Consider the following 19,160-nt stretch of genomic DNA (forward strand, 5'->3'; position numbering starts at 1 on the left):
ACCCCAAAATTCAGAAAAACGCAGAATTCCGCAAAGAAAAATCACGTACCCAACAAAATCAACAACTTACACCAAAACAAAGTCAGCACCCCTGACCCTCTTTCCGCCCCACCCCCGCAGCGCAAACCACCCCGAACACCCCGGGAAAGCCCCCCGGCCCACTTACCCACAGACTCGGCACCCCTTATCCACAGACACACCACCCCGGAATCGCACCAAACACCCCCAAAACCCCCTCCGCCCGCCCGGAATCGCCAGGGCCAAACCGGCCAAAGGACAAACAGCGCACAGCCGAAAAGAAAAAGGGCAGCCAAATGGCTGCCCCCCATGGGTCTTCCAAAAGCCTCGTATACAGGTCCGGCCTTAGACGCCCACGCCCGCGGCCTGTCTCAGCCAGCGGCTGCCGGCCAGGCGCAGCGCCAGCAGGAACAGCACAAGCCCCAGGTAGATCAGCGGCTCAATCTGGAACCCTTTCGACAGCATTACATAGTGCGCAGCCCCAAGCACCGCAGCGGCATAGGTCAGCCGGTGCAGCCGGGACCAGGCGCGGCCAAGCTTGCGGACAGCAAGATTGCTGGAGGTCAAGGCCAGCGGCAGCATCAGAACAAAGGCGCCCATGCCGATGGTGATATAGGGCCGCTTGGCAATATCGGTAAGGATCTGGCTCACGATCTGCACATCCAGCACCAGCCAGACCAGCAGATGGCACAGGACGTAAAAGAAGCACAGCAGCCCGGCCGCCCGGCGGAACTTCAGCAGGTTGAGACCCAGCAGGCGGCGCAGCGGTGAGATGGCCAGCGTCAGGATCAGGAGCTGCAGCGCCAGTTCCCCGTATTTATGCTCCAGCGCCTTGACCGGTTCCACGCCAAGGCCGCCGGTCAGGCCAAGATAAAACAGCCAGGGCGCCGGCAGCGCGCCCAGAAGGTAGACCGCCCAGACGGGCAGGCGCCGGATAAGCTGGTTTGCAAACGCCATCCGCGGCCTCCTCAGAAATACTCGCTCAGGTCCATGCCTTCATAAAGGGCGGCTACCTCGGCCTCATATCCATTGAACATCAGCGTCGGCTGGCGGCGGGCAAACAGCCCCCCGCCGATGCGGCGCTCGCTGGCCTGGCTCCAGCGCGGGTGCGAGACATCCGGGTTCACATTACTATAGAAGCCGTATTCGCGCGGGTTGGCCATATTCCAGCTGGTTGGCGGCTCTTGATCGGTCAAGGTGATCCGCACAACCGACTTGATCGACTTGAAGCCGTATTTCCATGGCACCACCAGCCGCAGCGGCGCGCCGTTCTGGTTGGGCAGCGGCTGACCGAACACGCCGGTTGCCATGATCGTCAGCGGATGCATCGCCTCGTCCAGGCGCAGCCCTTCGCGGTAGGGCCAGTCAAGCACCTTATAAGCGGTGCCCGGCATTTCGGACGGCCGGTACAAGGTCTCGAAGGCCACGTATTTTGCACCTTCCTGCACGCCCGCCAGGGTCAGCAGGTCGGCCAGTTCGAACCCCTGCCAAGGCACCACCATCGACCACGCCTCAACACAGCGGAACCGGTAGATGCGCTCCTCCAGGGTCATTTCATCCAGGATCTGCTCGAAGGAATACTCACCGGGCTTGTCGACCATCCCGTCGATGGCAACACTCCAGGGGTCGGTGGTCATCCGGCCGGCATATTCGGAGGGGTCCCCCTTGCCGGTGCCGAACTCATAGAAATTGCAGTAGCTGGTCACCTCCTCCCAGGTGTTGGGCTCCAGCGCCTGTTCCGCCCCGGCCTGTTCCGCCTGTGCCAGTTCCGCCTCTGCCTGGCTGCCCAGCGCCGCGGCCAGACCGCTGCCCGCGAGCCCGGCCATGATCCGGCGGCGGTTCCAGAACGCAGCTTGCGGGGTTGCATCTGCAAGGGTCAAATTGTTGGTCCAGCGGCGGGCCATCCAGCTCTCCTGATTTTCTGTCATATCTGAGGTAGCGGCGCCCCGCGCAAAACCCAAAACATATCCTGTCACGACTGCGCGAGAGATCTGTAACGTAACGCTCGCGGCTTTACCGGCGGTCAACGCGGGAAGCAGGAAAACGGCACCGCGGCAATTTTCCCGGTGACGGGCCGGCCCATCCCATGCAAACATCAAAATATGTTTGACGCAACCGGCCGCGCCGGCGCTTCCGCCCGGCGGCCATCCAGGGAGACGAACCGTGAAAAAGCGCATCGCCGCAGCAGCCCTCGCCCTCATCGCCCAACCCGCCGCAGCGCAGGAGGCCGCGCTCTACACCACAGAGCTGGCCTATGACGATGTGATCTTCGGCCTGGAAAGCGCCATCACCAACCGCGGGCTGGTGGTCGACCATGTCAGCCACGTGGGCGATATGCTGGAGCGCACCCGCGCCGATGTCGGCTCTGACGTGGTTTTGTTTCAGAACGCGCAGGTGTTCTCCTTCTGCTCCGCCCAGCTGTCGCGCGAGGTGATGGAGGCGGATCCGATGAATATCTCCTTCTGCCCCTATAACATCTTCGTGGCCCAGCTGCCGGACACGCAGGAGGTCACCATCGGGTTCCGCTCCTTCCCCGAGGGAGAGATGCAGGTGATCCAGGACCTGCTGGACGGTATCGTCCAGGACGCGATCGAGGAATAATCCGCCGGCCGGGAATTTTCCCCGCTGCACTGCCCGTATGATTTCAGTATGCTGGCCGGAAACAGAATTTCCGGCACGGGCAGAGCACTTATGAAATCCTACCTCGCTTCCCTGATGATACTGGCAGCGGCAACGCTGGCTGGCTGCGGCACGCCTCCCACTGCAACCAAGAACGATGTCGAAGAGCTGTCTCTCGCTCTGCAGTCGCTGGATACCGGGGTCGACCCGGGCGAGGCGCGCCGTGCAGCAGAAATCGCCTACAGCTACTCTGCCCAGCTGGCCAAGCAGTACGATGTCACCACCTCGCCGATCATCCACAACACACTGGTGAACAGCGGCGTCAAGGCGCGCGGCGTCTGCGTTCACTACGCCGAGGACATGCAGGCGCGCCTCAACCAGGAGAACTTTCAAACGCTTTCGATGCTGCGCGCCATTGCCGAGCCGAAAAGCGATTTCCGTATCGATCACAGCACCGCGGTGATCGCCGCCAACGGCGATGGCATATATGACGGCATCGTGCTTGATCCCTGGCGCTATGGCGGCAAGCTCTACTGGTCAGCTACCACTGAGGACCCCCGTTACGACTGGGAGCCGCGCCTGGAGGTCCTGCGCCGGAAGTATGAGCGGCGGATGGTGAAGGAAGCGGCGGCGGGCAGTTAATCCCCGATATTCCGCATTGCCCGGCCTGGTTTCAGATCCAAGGCCGCGCCAGCCGGTGCATGACAACCAGGACAATCAGCAGCCCGGCTGAAACCGCCGCCAGCACCGGCCAGTCCATGTCCAGCATCTGCGCCCCGAACCACGTGCACAGCAGCGTCACCGGCAGAATGCCCAGCGCCGTGGTCCACACAAAGGTCCAAAGGCGGACCCGGGTCAGTCCTGCGGCGTAATTGATCAGGTTGAAGGCGATCACCGGGATAAGACGCGCGGCCAGCAGCGCCAGGGCGCCCCGCTCCTCGGTCCAGGCATCCAGCTGCCGCGTCTGCGCCTCGCTGAGCCAGGACCGGACCGTCTCCTGCCCCAGACGGCGCGCCAGCCCAAAGGCCACCAGCGCGCCAAGCATTGCCCCGGCCCAGATCAGCACCGCCCCCAGCAGCGTGCCAAAGAGTGCCCCCGCGCACAACGCCAGGATTTCCGCCGGAAACGGCACAAAGGAATGCACCACCATCAGAACGATCACTGCCAGCGGCGCCCAGGCGCCCGTGCTGCGCAGCCAAGCCGCCATCTCCTCCACCGGGCGCGCCTGCCCATCCAGCACAAAGGCCGCCAGCGCGCCGCACAGCAGCACGAGGAGGAATACGGCAAAGGCCGCTCTGCGCCCGGAATGCATCATGGAACCGGCGCCTGCGTTAGGAACAGCTGCCAGTCTAGCGCTTATCGCCACGACCGCAAAACGCGCCGTTCGGCAAACAAGAAAAGGCCCGCCACTCAGGGCGGGCCTTTCCGGTTCAGGTTCTGGTGTTAATGCACAACGGCATCGTCGGGACGCGGCCTGCCGCTGGTCCCCAGCCGCTCGCCGATGATCAGTCCCTCGCTGCCGGCCGTGACCGGGACGGTGTCGCCATCCTTGATCTCGCCGCCCAGAAGGGCCTCGGCCAGCGGGTTCTGCAGCGCGCGCTGGATCACCCGCTTCAGCGGCCGGGCGCCGAACACCGGGTCATAGCCCTCATCCGCCAGCCAGGTCTTGGCCGCCTCGTCCACCTCCAGCGTGATCTTGCGCCCCGCCAGCCGCTTGAGCAGCCGGGCTAGCTGGATCTCGACGATGCCGTCCATGTCCTTGCGGTTCAGGCGGTCGAAGATGATGGTCTCATCCAGACGGTTGAGGAACTCGGGCCGGAAGTGGGCACGCACCGCATCCATCACGTCGCGCTTGGCCTCCGAGGCATCGGCCCCGTCCGGCAGCTGGCTCAGCGCTTGCGCGCCAAGGTTCGAGGTGAGCACAATCAGCGTCTGCTTGAAGTCGACGGTGCGGCCCTGGCCATCGGTCAGCATACCGTCGTCCAGCACCTGCAGCAGCACGTTGAACACGTCGGGATGCGCCTTTTCGACCTCGTCGAACAGCACCACCTGATAGGGACGGCGGCGAACGGCCTCGGTCAGCGCCCCGCCCTCGTCATAGCCGACATAGCCCGGAGGCGCGCCGATCAGCCGGGCGACCGAGTGCTTCTCCATGTACTCCGACATGTCGATCCGCACCATCGCGTGCTCGTCGTCAAACAGGAAGCCGGCAACCGCTTTGGTCAGCTCGGTCTTACCCACGCCGGTCGGACCGAGGAACAGGAACGAGCCCAGCGGCCGGTTCTCGTCATTCAGACCCGCCCGCGCCCGGCGCACCGAGTTGGCGACCGCGGTGACAGCCGTATTCTGGCCGATCACCCGGCGGTGCAGCTCATCTTCCATGCGCAACAGCTTGTCGCGCTCGCCCTCCAGCATCTTGGAGGTCGGAATACCGGTCCAGCGCTCGACCACAGCGGCGATCTGCTCGGGGCGCACGGCCTCCTCGACCATCAGCCCCTGCTCTTCCTTCTGCTCGGCACCGGCCAGCTGCTTCTCCAGCCCCGGGATCACGCCGTAGGACAGCTCACCGGCCTTGGCCAGGTTGCCCTCCCGCTTGGCAATGTCGAGCTCCGCGCGGGCGCGGTCCAGCTGCTCCTTCAGGTCGCGGGCCGAGGCCAGCTTGTCGCGCTCCGACTGCCACTGCGCGGTCATCTCCGCGGACTGCTCCTGCAGGTCCGAGAGTTCCTTTTGCAGCTTTTCCAGCCGGTCCTTGGAGGCGGCATCCTCCTCCAGCTTCAGCGCCTCTTCCTCGATCTGCAACTGCAGGATCTGACGGTCCAGCGCATCCAGCTCTTCCGGCTTCGAATCCACCTGCATCCGCAGGCGGGAGGCGGCCTCGTCCATCAGATCGATCGCCTTGTCCGGCAGGAAGCGGTCGGTGATATAGCGGTTCGACAGCGTCGCCGCCGCAACCAGTGCCGCATCGGCAATGCGCACCCCGTGGTGCAGCTCATACTTCTCCTTGATGCCGCGCAGGATCGACACGGTGTCCTCCACCGTCGGCTCCGTCACCATCACCGGCTGGAACCGGCGGGCCAGGGCTGCATCCTTCTCAACGTACTTGCGGTATTCATCCAGCGTGGTGGCCCCGATGCAATGCAGCTCGCCGCGCGCCAGCGCCGGCTTGATCAGGTTGGCCGCATCCATGGCGCCATCCGATTTGCCCGCGCCGACCAGCGTGTGCATCTCGTCGATGAACAGGATGATCTCACCCGCAGCCTCGGTGACTTCGGTCAGCACCGCCTTCAGCCGCTCCTCGAACTCGCCACGGTATTTCGCACCGGCGATCAGCGCCCCCATGTCGAGCGCCAAGAGCTTCTTGTCGCGCAGGGATTCCGGCACATCGCCGTTGATGATGCGCAGTGCCATGCCCTCGGCAATCGCGGTCTTACCCACGCCCGGCTCACCGATCAGCACCGGATTGTTCTTGGTCCGGCGCGACAGCACCTGCATTGAGCGGCGGATTTCCTCGTCCCGCCCGATGATCGGGTCGATCTTGCCCTCGCGCGCCGCTTCGGTCAGGTCGCGGGCGTATTTCTTCAGCGCGTCATAGCCTTCCTCGGCGGTTGCCGAGTCGGCTGTGCGCCCCTTGCGGATATCATTGATCGCCTCGTTGAGCTTTTGGGCGGACACTTCACCCGCCTCCAGCGCCTCCTTGGCCTTGGATTTCACCATGCACAGCGCCATCAGCAGCCGTTCCACCGGCACAAAGCTGTCGCCCGCCTTTTCGGCAATCCTGGCGGCCTCATCCAGCACCTTGGCAGTCTGGCCGTCCAGATAGATCTGCGCGGCATCGCCGCTCACCTTGGGCTGCTTGGCAACAGCCGCATCAACGGCCTCTGCGACGCGTGCAGGCACACCGCCCGCGCGGGAGATCAGGTTGCTTGCCAGTCCCTGATCGTCGTCCATCAATGCTTTCAGAATATGCTCTGGCACCAGCCGCTGGTGCCCCTCGCGCATCGCAATCGTCTGCGCTGCCTGCACGAACCCCCGTGCACGCTCCGTGAACTTGTTCAAGTCCATCTTGCTCTCCTTTTTCAAGCGCCCGCGTTGCTGGCAGCGCCCGCTTTGCGGCACGCCCCGGTCCGGGCCTCGGCATTAGATGTGGGAAGCGTTGCCGCCGCTTCAAGATCATCATGCCCGCAAAAGGTGAGGAAATCCCTGACCTGCGTCAACTTTGCCCCCTGCCCGCAGCCCCGGACGCAACTGCGCCGCGCGGCAGCGCGGCGCCGGGCCCAAAATCTGCAATAGGCCCCGGACGGGGCCTGTTCAGATGCGGGAGCGCCCGCCTGCCGCGGCGCCACCTTGCCGAATGCCCGCCCCTTGCGTATGAAACGCCAGTTTCACGCCACAGCTGCCACAAAGGACGATCCCATGACCCAAGCCCCGCGCGCCGACGACCGCCTGATTGTTGCCATGGACGTCCCCAACGCCCTGGCAGGGCTGAAGCTCGCCGAACAGCTGGGCGATGCGGTCTCCTTTTACAAGATCGGCCTTGGTATGCTGACCGGCGGCGGCCTGGCCCTGGCCAATGAGCTGAAGCAGGAGCACGGCAAGCGCATTTTCCTTGACATGAAACTGTTCGACATCGGCGCCACCGTGGAAAACGCGGTGCGGGGCCTCGCGCAGTTCGACATCGACTTCCTCACCGTGCATGGCGACCCGTACGTGGTGCGCGCCGCCAAGGAAGGCGCGGCTGGCAAGGACCTCAAGATCCTCGCCGTCACCATCCTCACCTCGCTCGACCGCCAGGATCTGGACGGGGCGCTGATCAAGCAGGGCACGGTGCAGGACCTGGTCCTGGAACGCGCAGGCAACGCCTTCGCCGCCGGCGCCGACGGCGTCATCGCCAGCCCGCAGGAAGCCGCGCTGATCCGCGCTCTGCCAGAGGCGGAGGGCAAGCTGATCGTCACCCCGGGCGTCCGCCCCGCCGGAGCCGCCTTGGGCGACCAGAAACGCGTCGCCACCCCGGCGTCCGCCATCGCAGACGGCGCAGACCATATCGTCGTGGGCCGCCCGATCTGGACAGCAGAAAGCCCCCGCGCCGCGGCTGAGGCCATCCTGGCCGAACTGGCTGGCACGCAGGTCTGACCGCAACTGCGCGGCCAAGGCGGCCGGCAGCACAAATGCGCCTGCGCCGCAGACGGCACAACCAGGCCTTTGCCAAAAAAACAGGCAGAAATAATAATGTGCGGCGGACACATCTATTCCGCGCGCCCTGCCGCCCACCCTTCAGTTCACCCAGCGTCAACACGCTCTTTTCACTGGCGAAACCTGCCGCGGCACCATCTTCTGCGCCAAATCGTCCTGTGACCCGGAAGGCACACCGGAAAAAGCCGCTGCCGCCGCCCGGGACCGCAAACTTTGCGAAACGGCAGCGGCTGCGCGATTCTGCGGATGAGACACTCCCCAGACGGGCTCTTCTTCCTGAGGCCCGTCACCTTCCCCCGCATTCCAGCGGGGGATCTTTCTTTCAGGCCCTGCTATCCGGCGCATGCCTCCAGATACCGGCGCAGCTGCACGGCGAAATGCGGCACTGCCAACGGGTGCGCGCAATAGGCCTCCGGCGCCATCAGCGCCCAGCCCTGCCCTTCATCCCCGAACCGGACATCGCCAGCCGCCGCCGCAGGCAGATGTGCTGCAAAGAACCAAACCCGCCCGTGCGGCCGCTGGTACACCCGGGACCAGATCAGCAGCTCCGGCGGCAGCACCAGCCCGACCTCTTCCCGTGTTTCCCGCAGCGCGCAGGCTATCGGGGTTTCGCCCGCTTCACGGCCGCCGCCCGGCAGGTCCCAATGGCCCGGATAGGGAATATCAGGCCTGTCATCCCGCTGGATGACCAGCAGGTTCTGCCCTAGAAACACCGCCAGTTTGGCACCGGCAAAATCTTCGCCTGCTGATGTCATGGTCTGTCACTTGGCGATCCGCCGCGCTAAAGACAAGCCCTCCGCCGCAAGCTAAACTTTTCCCACCACAACCACAGCACGCCACAAACCATGCAAGCCCTCTGCCGAGACTGCCTGAGCCAGATCCTCCCCGCCCGGCGCTGCCCCCATTGCAGCAGCCCGCGGATCAAGGCGCATGAGGAGCTGTTCTCCCTCACCATCGCCCATATGGACTGCGACGCCTTCTACGCCAGCGTCGAGAAACGCGACAATCCGGAACTGGCCACCAAGCCGGTGATCATTGGCGGCGGCAAGCGCGGGGTGGTTTCCACTGCCTGCTATGTCGCCCGCATCCGCGGCGTGCGCTCTGCCATGCCGATGTTTCAGGCGCTGAAGCTTTGCCCCGATGCGGTGGTGATCAAGCCGCGGATGAGCGCCTACGTCGAGGTCAGCCGCGAGATCCGCAAGATGATGAATGAGCTGACCCCGGATGTGGAACCGCTGTCGCTGGACGAGGCCTTCATGGACCTCACTGGCACCGAAAAACTGCACGGTGCGCCGCCTGCGGTGATGCTGGCGCGGCTGGTCAAGCGGATGAAAGACGAACTGGGCGTCACCGGCTCCATCGGACTCAGCCACAACAAGTTCCTGGCAAAGGTCGCCTCCGACCTCGACAAGCCGCGCGGGTTTTCGGTGATCGGCAAGGCAGAGACAGACGATTTCCTGCGCGGCAAACCGGTGCGCCTGATATGGGGCATCGGCCCGGCGGCCCAGGCCAGCCTGGACAAAGCAGGCATCCGCACCTTCTCCGACCTGTTGCGCTGGGACCGCGAGGCGCTGCACAGCCGTTTCGGTTCCATGGGCGACCGGCTCTGGCACCTGGCCCGCGGTCAGGACCGGCGCCGGGTTTCAGCCAATGCGCCGATCAAGTCGATCTCCAATGAAACCACTTTCTTTGAGGACACCGCCAGCCTGGAGGTGCTCGACGGCCATTTGTGGCGGCTGGCCGAAAAGGTCTCGGACCGGGCCAAGGCACGAGATCTGGCGGGCCGGGTTGTCACCCTCAAACTGAAGCGCGCCAATCATTCGGCGCTGACCCGGCGGGTCACGCTGCGCAGCCCCACCCAGATCGCCGACCGCATCTACCGCACCGCCCGCGGCCTGCTGGACCAGGTGGGCGACGAAGGCCCCTACCGGCTGCTGGGCTGCGGGATTTCGGACCTGGTGCCCGAATCGCAGGCCGATGAGAGCGGGGATCTGCTCGATCCGCAGGCCGGCCAACGGGCAGAGGCGGAACGCGCCACGGATGCGATCCGGAAACGGTTCGGCGAGGGTGCGATTCTGAAAGGCCGCGCCCTGCGGTAGGCCTCGCACCGCATCCGGTCACTCCGCCGCCAGCGGCATCTCCTTCTGCCCGATCGCCGCAATCTCAGCGGTCACCTGGCGCAGCAGCTTCTGCAGCGGCGCGAAATTTGCATTGGGAAGGATGTTCGCCTCATCCATGTAAAGCGCCCGGTCGATCTCGATCTGGACCGCGTGCTGGCGCCGCGACGGTCGGCCGTAGGTCTGGGCGATATAGGCCCCGGCAAACGGCGTATTGCGGGCCACTTTCAGCCCCGCCGCGGAAAAGGCCGCCTCGATCCGGTCCACCACGCTGCTGTCCGCCGCAGCGCCGAACCGGTCGCCCAGCACCACTTCCGGCTTGCCGGTGCCGGTTGGCGCCATGGTGTCGATCGCCTCATGCGGCATCGAGTGGCAGTCGACCAAAATCGCCTGCCCGAAACGCCGGTGCGCCTGCTCCAGAAGCCCTTTCAGCGCTTGGTGATAAGGGTGCCAGTAACAACTGATCCGCTGCTCCGCCTCGGCCAGGGTCAGCTTGCCCCGGTAAATCGCGCGCCCGTTGGCCACCACCCGGGGAATCACTCCAAGGCCTGACGCCACCCGCGGATTCTGCCCACGCCGCTGCACCCCGTCGATCACCGCCGGATCCAGCTCATCGGGCGAGCGGTTCAGGTCCAGAAAGGCCCGCGGCTTGACCGCGGTCAGCAGCGGCGCGCCGAACTCCGGCGCCGCCTGGAACAGCTGGTCGACAAAAGCGTCCTCCGAGCTTCGGATGGTTTTCCGCCCCAGAATCGACTGTGCCAGAAAGGAATCGCTGTAATCGGTACCGCTGTGGGGAGAGGCAAAAACCACCGCAGAGGCCAGTTTCTGCGGGGAAATCACGAAAAACGCTGTATCAGGCATCCTTGCTCCGGTGCTTCTTGTGCAAGAAACAGCATATCGCGGAAATTTCTGCGGTCAAAAGCTCTTGCACCTCTGCGCGACTCTATTTATAGACCCCCTCACCGGCGCGGCACCCCGCGCCCCTTTCACTTCTAAGGGGCAGGAATGGCGCGCAGGCCAGAGTGGGCGATTAGCTCAGCGGTAGAGCACTTCGTTGACATCGAAGGGGTCACAAGTTCGATCCTTGTATCGCCCACCATTCCATTCACTGCCCTGGCCACGGCCACGGCACCCGCTAACCCAGGCGCTGGTTCGCGCCGCAGACAAGGAGAGAGACCATGAAGGTCAAGAACTCGCTCCGTTCGCTGAAGAACCGGCACCGCGATTGCCGGGTTGTGCGCCGCAAAGGCCGCGTTTACGTGATCAACAAGACCCAGCGCAAGTTCAAAGCGCGCCAGGGTTAAGATCCGACACAGCGACTTACAGAAAACCGCATCATCCGATGCGGTTTTTTTGCGTTTTGAGGCTGTGTTTTACAAATCAGCCAAGAGAGCCCTCCCGCGCCCGCAGATCCCCCCGGCTGCCGCTGGGCACTACTTGGCGGCCTTGGGCGTGGCACCGCGCCTTGCGCGGTGCCACGCCCAACGGGAGCGGACTTTGCCAAAAGTCCAGCGACGGGCGGGAGAGGCCTCTGGCCTGCGGGCCGCCCTACCGCGCGTAAACCAGCAACAGCAGCCCCGGACCTGTAAAAGCCCCAACCGCCAGCCCAAGCAGTGCTGCGGCAAGTTATCCGATTTCTTTTGTCGGAAATTCATTGCATCCGGCGAAGATTTCTTTAATTGACTATTTCAGTCGGAAAAGAGCCATTAACAAACGGGACATCACATGCTGAAAGCTACCACCGTACTGGCCGGCGCACTGACCGCTGCCGTTGCCACCGCTGCCGCCGCCGAGGGCGAGCTGAACATCTACTCCTCGCGTCATTACGACACCGACGAGCAGCTCTACTCGGAGTTCGAAGAGGCCACCGGCATCACCATCAACCGCATTGAAGGCAACGCGGATGAGCTGATTGCCCGGATGACAGCTGAAGGCGAAAACTCTCCCGCCGACATTCTGATCACTGTCGACACCTCCCGCCTGACCCGGGCCAAGGATGCAGGCGTGCTGCAAAGCATCGAAAGCGATGTGCTGGAGGCCCGCGTGCCCGGCTATCTGCAGGACGAGGACAACCAGTGGTTCGGCTTCAGCCAGCGCTCGCGGATCATCTTCTACGACAAGGACGAGGTCGCCAATCCGCCGCTGACCTACCTGGACCTGGCCGACCCCGCCTATAAGGGCAAGGTCTGCATCCGCTCCTCCAAGAACACTTACAACCAGACCCTGCTGGCCTCGATCGTGACCCATCACGGCGCCGACACCGCACGCAGCTGGGCCGAAGGCGTCGTCGCCAACATGGCCCGCGACCCGCAAGGCGGCGACACCGACCAGATTCGCGGCCTGGTTTCCGGCGAATGCGATATCGCCGTGGCGAACAGCTATTACTTCGCCCGCTCGATCCGCAAAGACGTCAAGGGCGTGTCGGAAAACCGCGACCAGATCGGCTGGCTGTTCCCGTCGCAGAACACCGAAGGCGCGCATATGAACCTGTCCGGCGGCGGGGTCGCCGTGCACGCCCCGAACAAGGACAACGCCATCAAGTTCCTGGAATACCTCGCCAGCGATTCCGCCCAAGCGTATTTCTCGGCCGGCAATGACGAATACCCGGCGGTTCCGGGCGTTGGCCTGGCCCCGTCCATTGCAGCGCTTGGCCATTTCAAGCCGGACGACGTGAACCTGTCGGAGGTCGCCAGGAACCTGCCCGAGGCACAGAAGATCTTTAATGACGTAGGCTGGAAGTAACACCAGCCCGCACAAAAACCGGGAAAGCGCGGCCCCCCAGCCGCGCTTTTTTACCTTTGCCCGGGGCCCGTGTGGCCCAGCTGCTGTTTGGCGGCAAAAGTTCAAAGCCCCGCCAGCTTTTCCTAGACCCGTTTACGCCTGACGCCTATACGTTCGCGCATCTTAAAATTCGGGGGGAAACATGCCGTCAGGAGCACGCCGCGCTCTGGGGGACCAGAGCTTATGAACCGGTTGCCAGTAACGATTATCAGCGGGTATCTGGGTGCGGGCAAGACCACCCTGATCAACAGGCTGCTGGCCGAGGATCACGGGCAAAAGCTGGCCGTGATCGTGAATGACTTCGGCGCGGTAAATATCGACGACGCGCTGATCCAGGACACGGACGGCGGAAAGATCGCTCTCACCAATGGCTGCGTCTGCTGCACTATGGGCGACGACCTGGCAGCGGCGCTGCGGGAGGTGCTGAACCGCCCCGAACACCCGGACCATGTGGTGATCGAAGCCAGCGGCATTTCCGACCCGGTTGCCATCGTCAATTCCGTTCTCAATGAAACCGGCCTCAGCTATGGCGGGATCGTCACCCTGGTGGATGCGGAACATGCGCAAACGCTGCTGAACGACCCGCTGGTTGCGCCGCAGGCTGAGCAGCAAATCCGCGCCGCCGATTTGGTGATCGCCACCAAATGCGATGAGATTTCCGATTCGCTCGGCGCCGCGCTGAAATCGGCCGGCGCCCGCACTCCGACGGTGCTGAACGGCTCTCCCGTGGCGGAGCTGCTGTTTGACATTGTGCCGCTGCCCAAGGGCCGCGCGGTTGCCGCCCACCCCGCCTATGCCACCTGGCAGCACCGCAGCCGCACCGTGCTGGACCGGCGTGCGCTGGGGGACAAGCTGGCAGAGCGGCCCGCAGGCCTCTACCGGATGAAAGGCTTCGTGCTGACCACCGGCGGCGCTTATGAGCTGCATGTGGTGGGCCGCCATGTCGAGGCCAAGCGCTGCGAGGCGGAGGAAACCGTACTTGTGGGCCTGGGTCCGGCAGACCGGGTTTCCCGTGACGAGATCGAAGCCTGGTGGGCGGCATAAGCCGTCCCCCCCGGCCGCGATCCGGGCCAGGGAATTTCCCGAATCCTTGCGTCTAGCGCCGCCGTCCCACCTGGCGGCAGATCAGGATCACCGGCAGCAAGCCAACCGCCATGATCACCAGAGAGGGCACAGCGGCGCCCTCCAGCCGTTCATCCGCTGCCAGCCGGTGCGCCTGCACCGCCAGCGTGTCAAAATTGAAGGGCCGCATGATCAGCGTCGCGGGCAGCTCCTTCATCACATCGACAAAGACGATCAGCAGTGCGGTCAGCAGGCTGGGCGTCAGGATCGGCAGATGCACCCGGCGCAGCATCCCCATCGGCCCCTGCCCAAGTGAGCGCGCCGCTGCGTCCATGTTTGTGTGCATTGTGGCCTGTCCGCCCTCATACGCCCCCAGCGCCGCCGCCATGAAACGCACGCCATAAGCCGCAACCAGCAGCCAGATCGAGCCGGTCACCAAAAGCCCGGTACGGATCCCGAAGGCCTCCCGCATCCAGGCATCCAGCGCGTTGTCAAACGCCGCAAACGGCACAATCAGCCCCACCGCGATCACCCCGCCCGGCACCGCATATCCCAGCCGGGCAAAATAGGCCGCCGCGGAGGACAGCCTGCCGGGCCTCAGGCGCTGATAGAAGCCCAGGCAGACCGCGGCCGCCACCGTCAGCAGGGCCGCCGCCGAGGCCAGGATGATGGAATTGCTGGTGAACCCGATATAGCGGCGGCTGAGCAGGTTCTGCTCAGACTCCAGGCTCATCAGGGAGAGCACGGCCGCCGGCAGCAGAAAGCCCAGCACAACCGGCACCGCGCAAAAAAACACCGCCATAGCGGCCTTGATGCCGCCCAGCTCTGCCGGCGGCATCTGGGTGTGATGCTTGCCGGCATGGTGGTACTTTGCCCGCCCGCGCGTCGAGCGTTCCACCACCGCCAGCGTCAAGGCAAAGCCCAAGAGGCACAGCGCCAGCTGCGCCGCGCCGCCCCGGTCGCCGAGCGAGAACCAGCTGGTGTAGATCCCGGTGGCAAAGGTCTGCACTCCGAAATAGGACACCGTGCCGAAATCCGCGATGGTTTCCATCACCGCCAGCAGCACGCCCGAGGCAATGGCCGGCCGCGCCATCGGCAGGCTGACCATCCAGAACGCCTGCCAGGAATTCTTGCCCAATGCCCGGGCAGCCAGGAAGGCGCCGGCGCTCTGCTGCATGAAGGCCGCCCGCGCCAGCAGGTAAACATAGGGATACAGCACCAGCACCAGCATCGCGGCCGCGCCGCCGGTGGAGCGGATTTCGGGGAACCAGTAATCCCGCGGGCCCCAGCCCGTCACCTCGCGCAGGGTGGCCTGCACAATGCCGGGGTGGTCCAGGATGTGGGTATAGGCATAGGCCAGAACATAGGCCGGGAAGGCCAGCGGCAGAACCAGCGCAACCTCAAGGAGGCGCGCGCCGGGGAACCGCGTCATCGTCACCAGCCAGGCAGCCCCGGTGCCGATGGCAAAGGTGCCAAGCCCGACCATCGCCACCAGCGCCAGCGTCGTCAGCGTATAGCCCGGCAGCACGGTTTCAGCCAGATGACGGATCGTCTCCGTTCCCCCAAACGCCGCGGCCAGCGCCACCGCCACCATCGGCAGCAGGCAGGACAGCGCCACGATCCAAGCCATCACTGCAAACAGACCGCCACCGCCCTTGCCGCCGCGGCGGCGCCCGTGCGGGGCGTATTCTATGGGATCATTGGCAGCAGTCATTTGTGGCAGTCAGGGTCCGGATGATGGGTCTCACCGCCCTATTTCGACTATTCCAGTCAGAAATTCCAGCGGGAAAGCACGGCGCGGCCCAGGCGGGCGGCGCAACAGAAAACGGGCGCCTGCATCCGGCGCCCGTTTCCCTCAGCTGGTCAGCCCGGGTCAGTCGTAACTGCGCTGGTCCTCGATCACCAGACCGTCCTTGGGCAGCGCGCCGGGCGCGACAACCTCGACCTTGCCCTTAAGCTTCAGGACTTCGATCACCGAACGGGCATAGGCCGCCTCGTCGCCGCCAGCGGATTCGATCTGCACGGTCATCGCGTCCATTTCGCCGTCACGGCTGGCAATCACCCGGGCCTTGACGATTTCGTCATGCTTTTCAACCAGCGCCGCCACCTGCTCGGGGCGCACGAACATGCCCTTGATCTTGGTGGTCTGATCAGCGCGGCCCATCCAGCCCTTGATCCGCATGTTGGTGCGGCCGCAGGGCGAAACACCCGGCATGACAGCCGACAGATCGCCGGTTGCAAAGCGGATCAGCGGGTAATCGGGGTTCAGCGTGGTGACCACAACCTCGCCCACCTCGCCCGGCGCCACCGGATTGCCGGTGCCGGGGGTGACGATTTCGACGATCACATGCTCGTCAACAATCATCCCCTCCATCGCCGCGCTTTCATAGGCGATATTGCCCAGATCGGCGGTGGCATAGCATTGCAGGCAGGTAATCCCGCGGTCGGCGTATTCCTGGCGCAAGCTGGGGAACAGCGCACCGCCGCCCACCGCCGCCTTGGAAAACGCCAGCTCCACGCCCATCGCATCGGCCTTGTCCAGGATCACCTTCAGGTAATCCGGCGTGCCGGCATAGGCGGTGGCGCCCACGTCGCGTGCGGCCGTCACCTGCAGTTCGGTCTGGCCGGTCCCGGCCGGCAGCACCGCCGCGCCAACCGCCCGCGCGCCGTTTTCAAAGATCATGCCGGCAGGCGTGAGATGGTAGCCAAAGCAGTTCTGCACCACATCGCCCTGGCCGATGCCGGCGGCGTTCAGGAACCGCCCCATCCGCCACCAGTCGCCGCCCACCCCGCCCGGCTCGTAAATCGGCCCGGGGCTTTGGAAGATATGGGCAAAGCCATGCGCGGGCTTCACGGTAAAGCCGCCAAAGGGCGGGTTCTCAGCCTGCGCCCGGCTCAGCTCCGATTTGCGCAGCACCGGCAGCTTGGCCAAGGCCTCAGCCGAGGTCACCGCGGCCGGGTCCACCCCGTCCAGCAGCGCGGCATACCCGGATGCGGTTTTCGCGCGGGCGATCTGCTCCGGCAGCGCCCGGGCCAGATCTGCGGCGCGTTCGTCTGCGCTGCGGGTTTCAAGCGTGTCAAAAAAGCTCATCACGTCATCTCCCCGCATCAGCTCAGCCACCTTTTACGGCGGCGGTAGGACCGCACGTCGCGGAAGCTCTTGCGTCCTTCATCCGACATCCCGAGGTAGAATTCCTTCACATCCGGGTTCTCCCGCAGCTCCGCCGCGGGCCCGTCCATCACCACCCGGCCCGATTCCAGGATATAGCCGTAGTGGGCATAGCGCAGGGCGACGTTGGTGTTCTGCTCCGCCAAGAGGAAGGTCACGCCCTCGTTTTCATTGATCGACTTCACGATCTCGAAGATCTGCTCCACCAGCTGCGGCGCCAGACCCATCGACGGCTCGTCCAGCAAGATGGTCTCCGGCCGCGACATCAGCGCGCGGCCCATCGCCACCATCTGCTGCTCGCCGCCCGAGGTATAGCCGGCCTGGCTCTTCCGCCGCTCCTTCAGGCGCGGGAAGTAGCTGTAGACCATTTCCAGGTCTCTCTGGATATTCGCGCCGCCATCCGAGCGTGTATAAGCGCCGGTGAGCAGGTTCTCTTCCACCGTCAGGTGCTCAAAGCAGTGGCGGCCTTCCATCACCTGGATGACGCCCTTCTTCACCAGCTCCGCCGGATCCTGCTCATGCACGGCCTCGCCGCGGTATTTGATAGAGCCCTTGGTGACCTCGCCGCGCTCCGAATGCAGCAGGTTCGACACCGCCTTCAGCGTTGTGGTCTTGCCGGCGCCGTTGCCGCCCAGCAGCGCGGTGATGCCGCCTTTGGGCACATTCAGGCTCACGCCCTTCAGGACGAGGATCACGTGATTGTAGATCACCTCGATATTGTTGACCTCCAGCAGGGTCTCGGCCTGCACGTCGGCGGTGTTCGCTGCATCCAGCATCAAAGCGTGTCCTCATGCCTGTCCCGGACCAGATCCGGGATCCCGTTGAGTGGCGCGGCAGCGTGCCGCCGCGCCGGTTTCGTTCCGGCCCCCTGGGACGGGGGCCGGCATGAGCCCGTTATTTGCAGTTAGGTTCGATGTTGTTTTCTGCCGCGTAAGCAGCCGAATCTTCCTCGACCAGCTTGCCGATCACTTCGGTATCCGACGGTTTGAAGTCAGAGATCAGCGACCAGGTCTTGCTCTCCGCATCCCACTGGGTCACACCAACCAGACCCGGACCGCCGTGGTTTTCGCAGGAGACGCTGAAGGTCGGGCCGAAGTTCGGCATTCCCAGCGCTTCCATCTTCGCCTCGTCGATCACCAGCGCTTCCATGCCGTCGCGCATCATCGCAGGGGTGATGTCCTTGGTGCCGTGGATCTCCTGTGCCGTCTTGGCAGCTTCGGCGGCCAGCATTGCCGCATACATGCCGCGGTTGTACAGCACGTTGCCGACCTGATCGCCGGCACCTGCCGCTTTGCCCGCATCCACGACATATTTCTGGATGTCGTCAAACACCGGGAAGTCGCGGCCCACGTTGTGGAAGGTCACCGCCTTATAGCCATCAGCCTTGTCGCCCGCGGGCAGCACGTCATGCTCGGCACCGGACCACCACACGCCGATGAAGTTCTCCATCGGGAAGCGGATGTTGGCGGCTTCCTGGATCGCCACCTGGTTCATCACGCCCCAGCCCCACATCACGACATAGTCGGGACGGTCGCGGCGGATCTGCAGCCACTGCGATTTCTGCTCCTGGCCGGGATGGTCGACCGGCAGCGCAACCAGCTCAAAGCCATGCTTCTTGGACAGCTCCTCCAGGGTGCGGATCGGCTCCTTGCCATAGGCGGAGTTGTGGTAGACCAGCGCAATCTTCTTGCCGTTCAGATCGCCGCCGTTCTCTTCCAGCAGGTAGTTGATCACACCCGATGCGCCGTTCCAGTAGTTGGCCGGGTAGTTGAACACGTGGCTGAACACCTGGCCGTTCGCGGCCGAGGTGCGGCCATAGCCCATGGTGTGCAGCGGGATGTTGTCCGCGGTCACTTTGGGGATCAGCTGATAGGTGATGCCGGTGGACAGCGGCTGATAAATCAGCGCGCCCTGGCCCTTGGTGGACTCGTAGCATTCCACACCCTTCTCGGTGTTATAGCCGGTCTCGCATTCCACCACCTTGGCCTTGACGCCGCCGATGCCGCCATCGCGCTCGTTCAGCAGGGTGAAATAGTCGTTGTAGCCGTCCGAGAACGGAATGCCGCCAGCCGCATAAGGCCCGGTCCGGTAGCTGAGGTCCGGGAACACCAGATCGGCCATTGCCGGACCGGCTGCCATCGCGGCGCCAAGCGCCAGTGTGGTCAGTGTCTTTTTCATCGGCTTAAATCCTCCCTTTGGTCTTA

Annotated in this window: 17 protein-coding genes and 1 tRNA gene; 8 read left to right on the forward strand and 10 right to left on the reverse strand. The window is 64.3% G+C overall.

What is annotated here, in order from left to right:
- Window positions 1-363: 363 nt before the first annotated feature.
- On the reverse strand, window positions 364-975 hold the full coding sequence (gene msrQ, locus R2C4_RS16905) for a protein-methionine-sulfoxide reductase heme-binding subunit MsrQ (RefSeq protein WP_141891512.1): 612 nt from the start codon (window positions 973-975) through the stop codon (window positions 364-366).
- 11 nt (window positions 976-986) lie between these two features.
- Window positions 987-1,922 carry a protein-methionine-sulfoxide reductase catalytic subunit MsrP gene (gene msrP / locus R2C4_RS16910; RefSeq protein ID WP_141891513.1) on the reverse strand — a complete coding sequence of 312 codons (936 nt, stop codon included), beginning with the start codon at window positions 1,920-1,922 and terminating at the stop codon, window positions 987-989.
- A 259-nt stretch (window positions 1,923-2,181) separates the two neighbouring features.
- On the opposite strand from msrP, the gene R2C4_RS16915 reads away from it, so the two are divergent.
- On the forward strand, window positions 2,182-2,619 hold the full coding sequence (locus R2C4_RS16915; protein WP_141891514.1) for a DUF302 domain-containing protein: 438 nt from the start codon (window positions 2,182-2,184) through the stop codon (window positions 2,617-2,619).
- A gap of 90 nt (window positions 2,620-2,709) precedes the next feature.
- Window positions 2,710-3,279 carry a hypothetical protein gene (locus tag R2C4_RS16920; protein WP_141891515.1) on the forward strand — a complete coding sequence of 190 codons (570 nt, stop codon included), beginning with the start codon at window positions 2,710-2,712 and terminating at the stop codon, window positions 3,277-3,279.
- 31 nt (window positions 3,280-3,310) lie between these two features.
- Here the strand turns inward: R2C4_RS16920 and R2C4_RS16925 are convergent, their stop codons facing one another.
- Entirely contained in the window at window positions 3,311-3,952 is a 642-nt protein-coding gene (locus tag R2C4_RS16925) for a TVP38/TMEM64 family protein (protein ID WP_141891516.1), read from the reverse strand.
- 128 nt (window positions 3,953-4,080) lie between these two features.
- The gene (clpB, locus tag R2C4_RS16930; protein ID WP_141891517.1) at window positions 4,081-6,699 is read right to left on the reverse strand and encodes an ATP-dependent chaperone ClpB; all 2,619 of its coding nucleotides are present in this window, start codon (window positions 6,697-6,699) and stop codon (window positions 4,081-4,083) included.
- Window positions 6,700-7,050: 351 nt separating this feature from the next.
- Here clpB and pyrF point away from each other — a divergent pair, with 351 nt between their 5' ends.
- On the forward strand, window positions 7,051-7,767 hold the full coding sequence (gene pyrF / locus R2C4_RS16935; protein ID WP_141891518.1) for an orotidine-5'-phosphate decarboxylase: 717 nt from the start codon (window positions 7,051-7,053) through the stop codon (window positions 7,765-7,767).
- 392 nt (window positions 7,768-8,159) lie between these two features.
- Here the strand turns inward: pyrF and R2C4_RS16940 are convergent, their stop codons facing one another.
- On the reverse strand, window positions 8,160-8,582 hold the full coding sequence (locus R2C4_RS16940; protein WP_058287589.1) for an NUDIX hydrolase: 423 nt from the start codon (window positions 8,580-8,582) through the stop codon (window positions 8,160-8,162).
- Between the two features lie 90 nt (window positions 8,583-8,672).
- Here R2C4_RS16940 and R2C4_RS16945 point away from each other — a divergent pair, with 90 nt between their 5' ends.
- Window positions 8,673-9,926 carry a DNA polymerase IV gene (locus tag R2C4_RS16945; protein WP_141891519.1) on the forward strand — a complete coding sequence of 418 codons (1,254 nt, stop codon included), beginning with the start codon at window positions 8,673-8,675 and terminating at the stop codon, window positions 9,924-9,926.
- An 18-nt stretch (window positions 9,927-9,944) separates the two neighbouring features.
- Here R2C4_RS16945 and R2C4_RS16950 read toward each other — a convergent pair whose 3' ends face one another.
- The gene (locus R2C4_RS16950) at window positions 9,945-10,805 is read right to left on the reverse strand and encodes an N-formylglutamate amidohydrolase (RefSeq protein ID WP_141891520.1); all 861 of its coding nucleotides are present in this window, start codon (window positions 10,803-10,805) and stop codon (window positions 9,945-9,947) included.
- A gap of 163 nt (window positions 10,806-10,968) precedes the next feature.
- Here R2C4_RS16950 and R2C4_RS16955 point away from each other — a divergent pair.
- The 4 genes from R2C4_RS16955 to R2C4_RS16970 all read left to right on the forward strand — a co-directional run bounded on the left by R2C4_RS16955 (window position 10,969) and on the right by R2C4_RS16970 (window position 13,769).
- Window positions 10,969-11,043: transfer RNA gene (locus tag R2C4_RS16955), tRNA-Val, on the forward strand.
- Window positions 11,044-11,122: 79 nt separating this feature from the next.
- On the forward strand, window positions 11,123-11,248 hold the full coding sequence (gene ykgO, locus R2C4_RS16960) for a type B 50S ribosomal protein L36 (RefSeq protein WP_005648635.1): 126 nt from the start codon (window positions 11,123-11,125) through the stop codon (window positions 11,246-11,248).
- Window positions 11,249-11,669: 421 nt separating this feature from the next.
- A complete protein-coding gene (locus R2C4_RS16965) occupies window positions 11,670-12,686 on the forward strand; it encodes a Fe(3+) ABC transporter substrate-binding protein (RefSeq protein WP_141891521.1) in 1,017 nt (338 codons plus the stop codon).
- Between the two features lie 222 nt (window positions 12,687-12,908).
- Window positions 12,909-13,769, forward strand: a complete 861-nt coding sequence (locus tag R2C4_RS16970; RefSeq protein ID WP_141891522.1) for a CobW family GTP-binding protein — start codon at window positions 12,909-12,911, stop codon at window positions 13,767-13,769.
- 52 nt (window positions 13,770-13,821) lie between these two features.
- Here the strand turns inward: R2C4_RS16970 and R2C4_RS16975 are convergent, their stop codons facing one another.
- The 4 genes from R2C4_RS16975 to R2C4_RS16990 all read right to left on the reverse strand — a co-directional run bounded on the left by R2C4_RS16975 (window position 13,822) and on the right by R2C4_RS16990 (window position 19,134).
- A complete protein-coding gene (locus R2C4_RS16975; RefSeq protein ID WP_058287584.1) occupies window positions 13,822-15,501 on the reverse strand; it encodes an ABC transporter permease in 1,680 nt (559 codons plus the stop codon).
- Between the two features lie 159 nt (window positions 15,502-15,660).
- Complete coding sequence (locus R2C4_RS16980) at window positions 15,661-16,878, reverse strand: phenylacetate--CoA ligase family protein (protein ID WP_141891523.1); 1,218 nt, start codon at window positions 16,876-16,878, stop codon at window positions 15,661-15,663.
- Window positions 16,879-16,895: 17 nt separating this feature from the next.
- Window positions 16,896-17,732, reverse strand: coding sequence for an ABC transporter ATP-binding protein (locus R2C4_RS16985; RefSeq protein ID WP_058287583.1), 837 nt, complete (start codon window positions 17,730-17,732; stop codon window positions 16,896-16,898).
- A 118-nt stretch (window positions 17,733-17,850) separates the two neighbouring features.
- Window positions 17,851-19,134, reverse strand: coding sequence for an ABC transporter substrate-binding protein (locus R2C4_RS16990; RefSeq protein WP_058287582.1), 1,284 nt, complete (start codon window positions 19,132-19,134; stop codon window positions 17,851-17,853).
- Between the last annotated feature and the right edge of the window lie 26 nt (window positions 19,135-19,160).

Origin of the sequence: Leisingera aquaemixtae, from assembly GCF_006740765.1 — a bacterium.
In the GTDB taxonomy this organism is placed as follows: Bacteria; Pseudomonadota; Alphaproteobacteria; order Rhodobacterales; family Rhodobacteraceae; genus Leisingera; species Leisingera aquaemixtae.

Coding starts and splice junctions, on each gene's coding strand:
- msrP (WP_141891513.1), bottom strand. CDS start 1,922: ATGGCCCGCCGCTGGACCAACAATTTGACCCTTGCAGATGCAACCCCG.
- pyrF (WP_141891518.1), top strand. CDS start 7,051: ATGACCCAAGCCCCGCGCGCCGACGACCGCCTGATTGTTGCCATGGAC.
- R2C4_RS16950 (WP_141891520.1), bottom strand. CDS start 10,805: ATGCCTGATACAGCGTTTTTCGTGATTTCCCCGCAGAAACTGGCCTCT.
- msrQ (WP_141891512.1), bottom strand. CDS start 975: ATGGCGTTTGCAAACCAGCTTATCCGGCGCCTGCCCGTCTGGGCGGTC.
- R2C4_RS16975 (WP_058287584.1), bottom strand. CDS start 15,501: ATGACTGCTGCCAATGATCCCATAGAATACGCCCCGCACGGGCGCCGC.
- R2C4_RS16965 (WP_141891521.1), top strand. CDS start 11,670: ATGCTGAAAGCTACCACCGTACTGGCCGGCGCACTGACCGCTGCCGTT.
- R2C4_RS16925 (WP_141891516.1), bottom strand. CDS start 3,952: ATGATGCATTCCGGGCGCAGAGCGGCCTTTGCCGTATTCCTCCTCGTG.
- R2C4_RS16940 (WP_058287589.1), bottom strand. CDS start 8,582: ATGACATCAGCAGGCGAAGATTTTGCCGGTGCCAAACTGGCGGTGTTT.
- R2C4_RS16990 (WP_058287582.1), bottom strand. CDS start 19,134: ATGAAAAAGACACTGACCACACTGGCGCTTGGCGCCGCGATGGCAGCC.
- R2C4_RS16945 (WP_141891519.1), top strand. CDS start 8,673: ATGCAAGCCCTCTGCCGAGACTGCCTGAGCCAGATCCTCCCCGCCCGG.
- R2C4_RS16980 (WP_141891523.1), bottom strand. CDS start 16,878: ATGAGCTTTTTTGACACGCTTGAAACCCGCAGCGCAGACGAACGCGCC.
- R2C4_RS16920 (WP_141891515.1), top strand. CDS start 2,710: ATGAAATCCTACCTCGCTTCCCTGATGATACTGGCAGCGGCAACGCTG.
- R2C4_RS16985 (WP_058287583.1), bottom strand. CDS start 17,732: ATGCTGGATGCAGCGAACACCGCCGACGTGCAGGCCGAGACCCTGCTG.
- R2C4_RS16970 (WP_141891522.1), top strand. CDS start 12,909: ATGAACCGGTTGCCAGTAACGATTATCAGCGGGTATCTGGGTGCGGGC.
- ykgO (WP_005648635.1), top strand. CDS start 11,123: ATGAAGGTCAAGAACTCGCTCCGTTCGCTGAAGAACCGGCACCGCGAT.
- clpB (WP_141891517.1), bottom strand. CDS start 6,699: ATGGACTTGAACAAGTTCACGGAGCGTGCACGGGGGTTCGTGCAGGCA.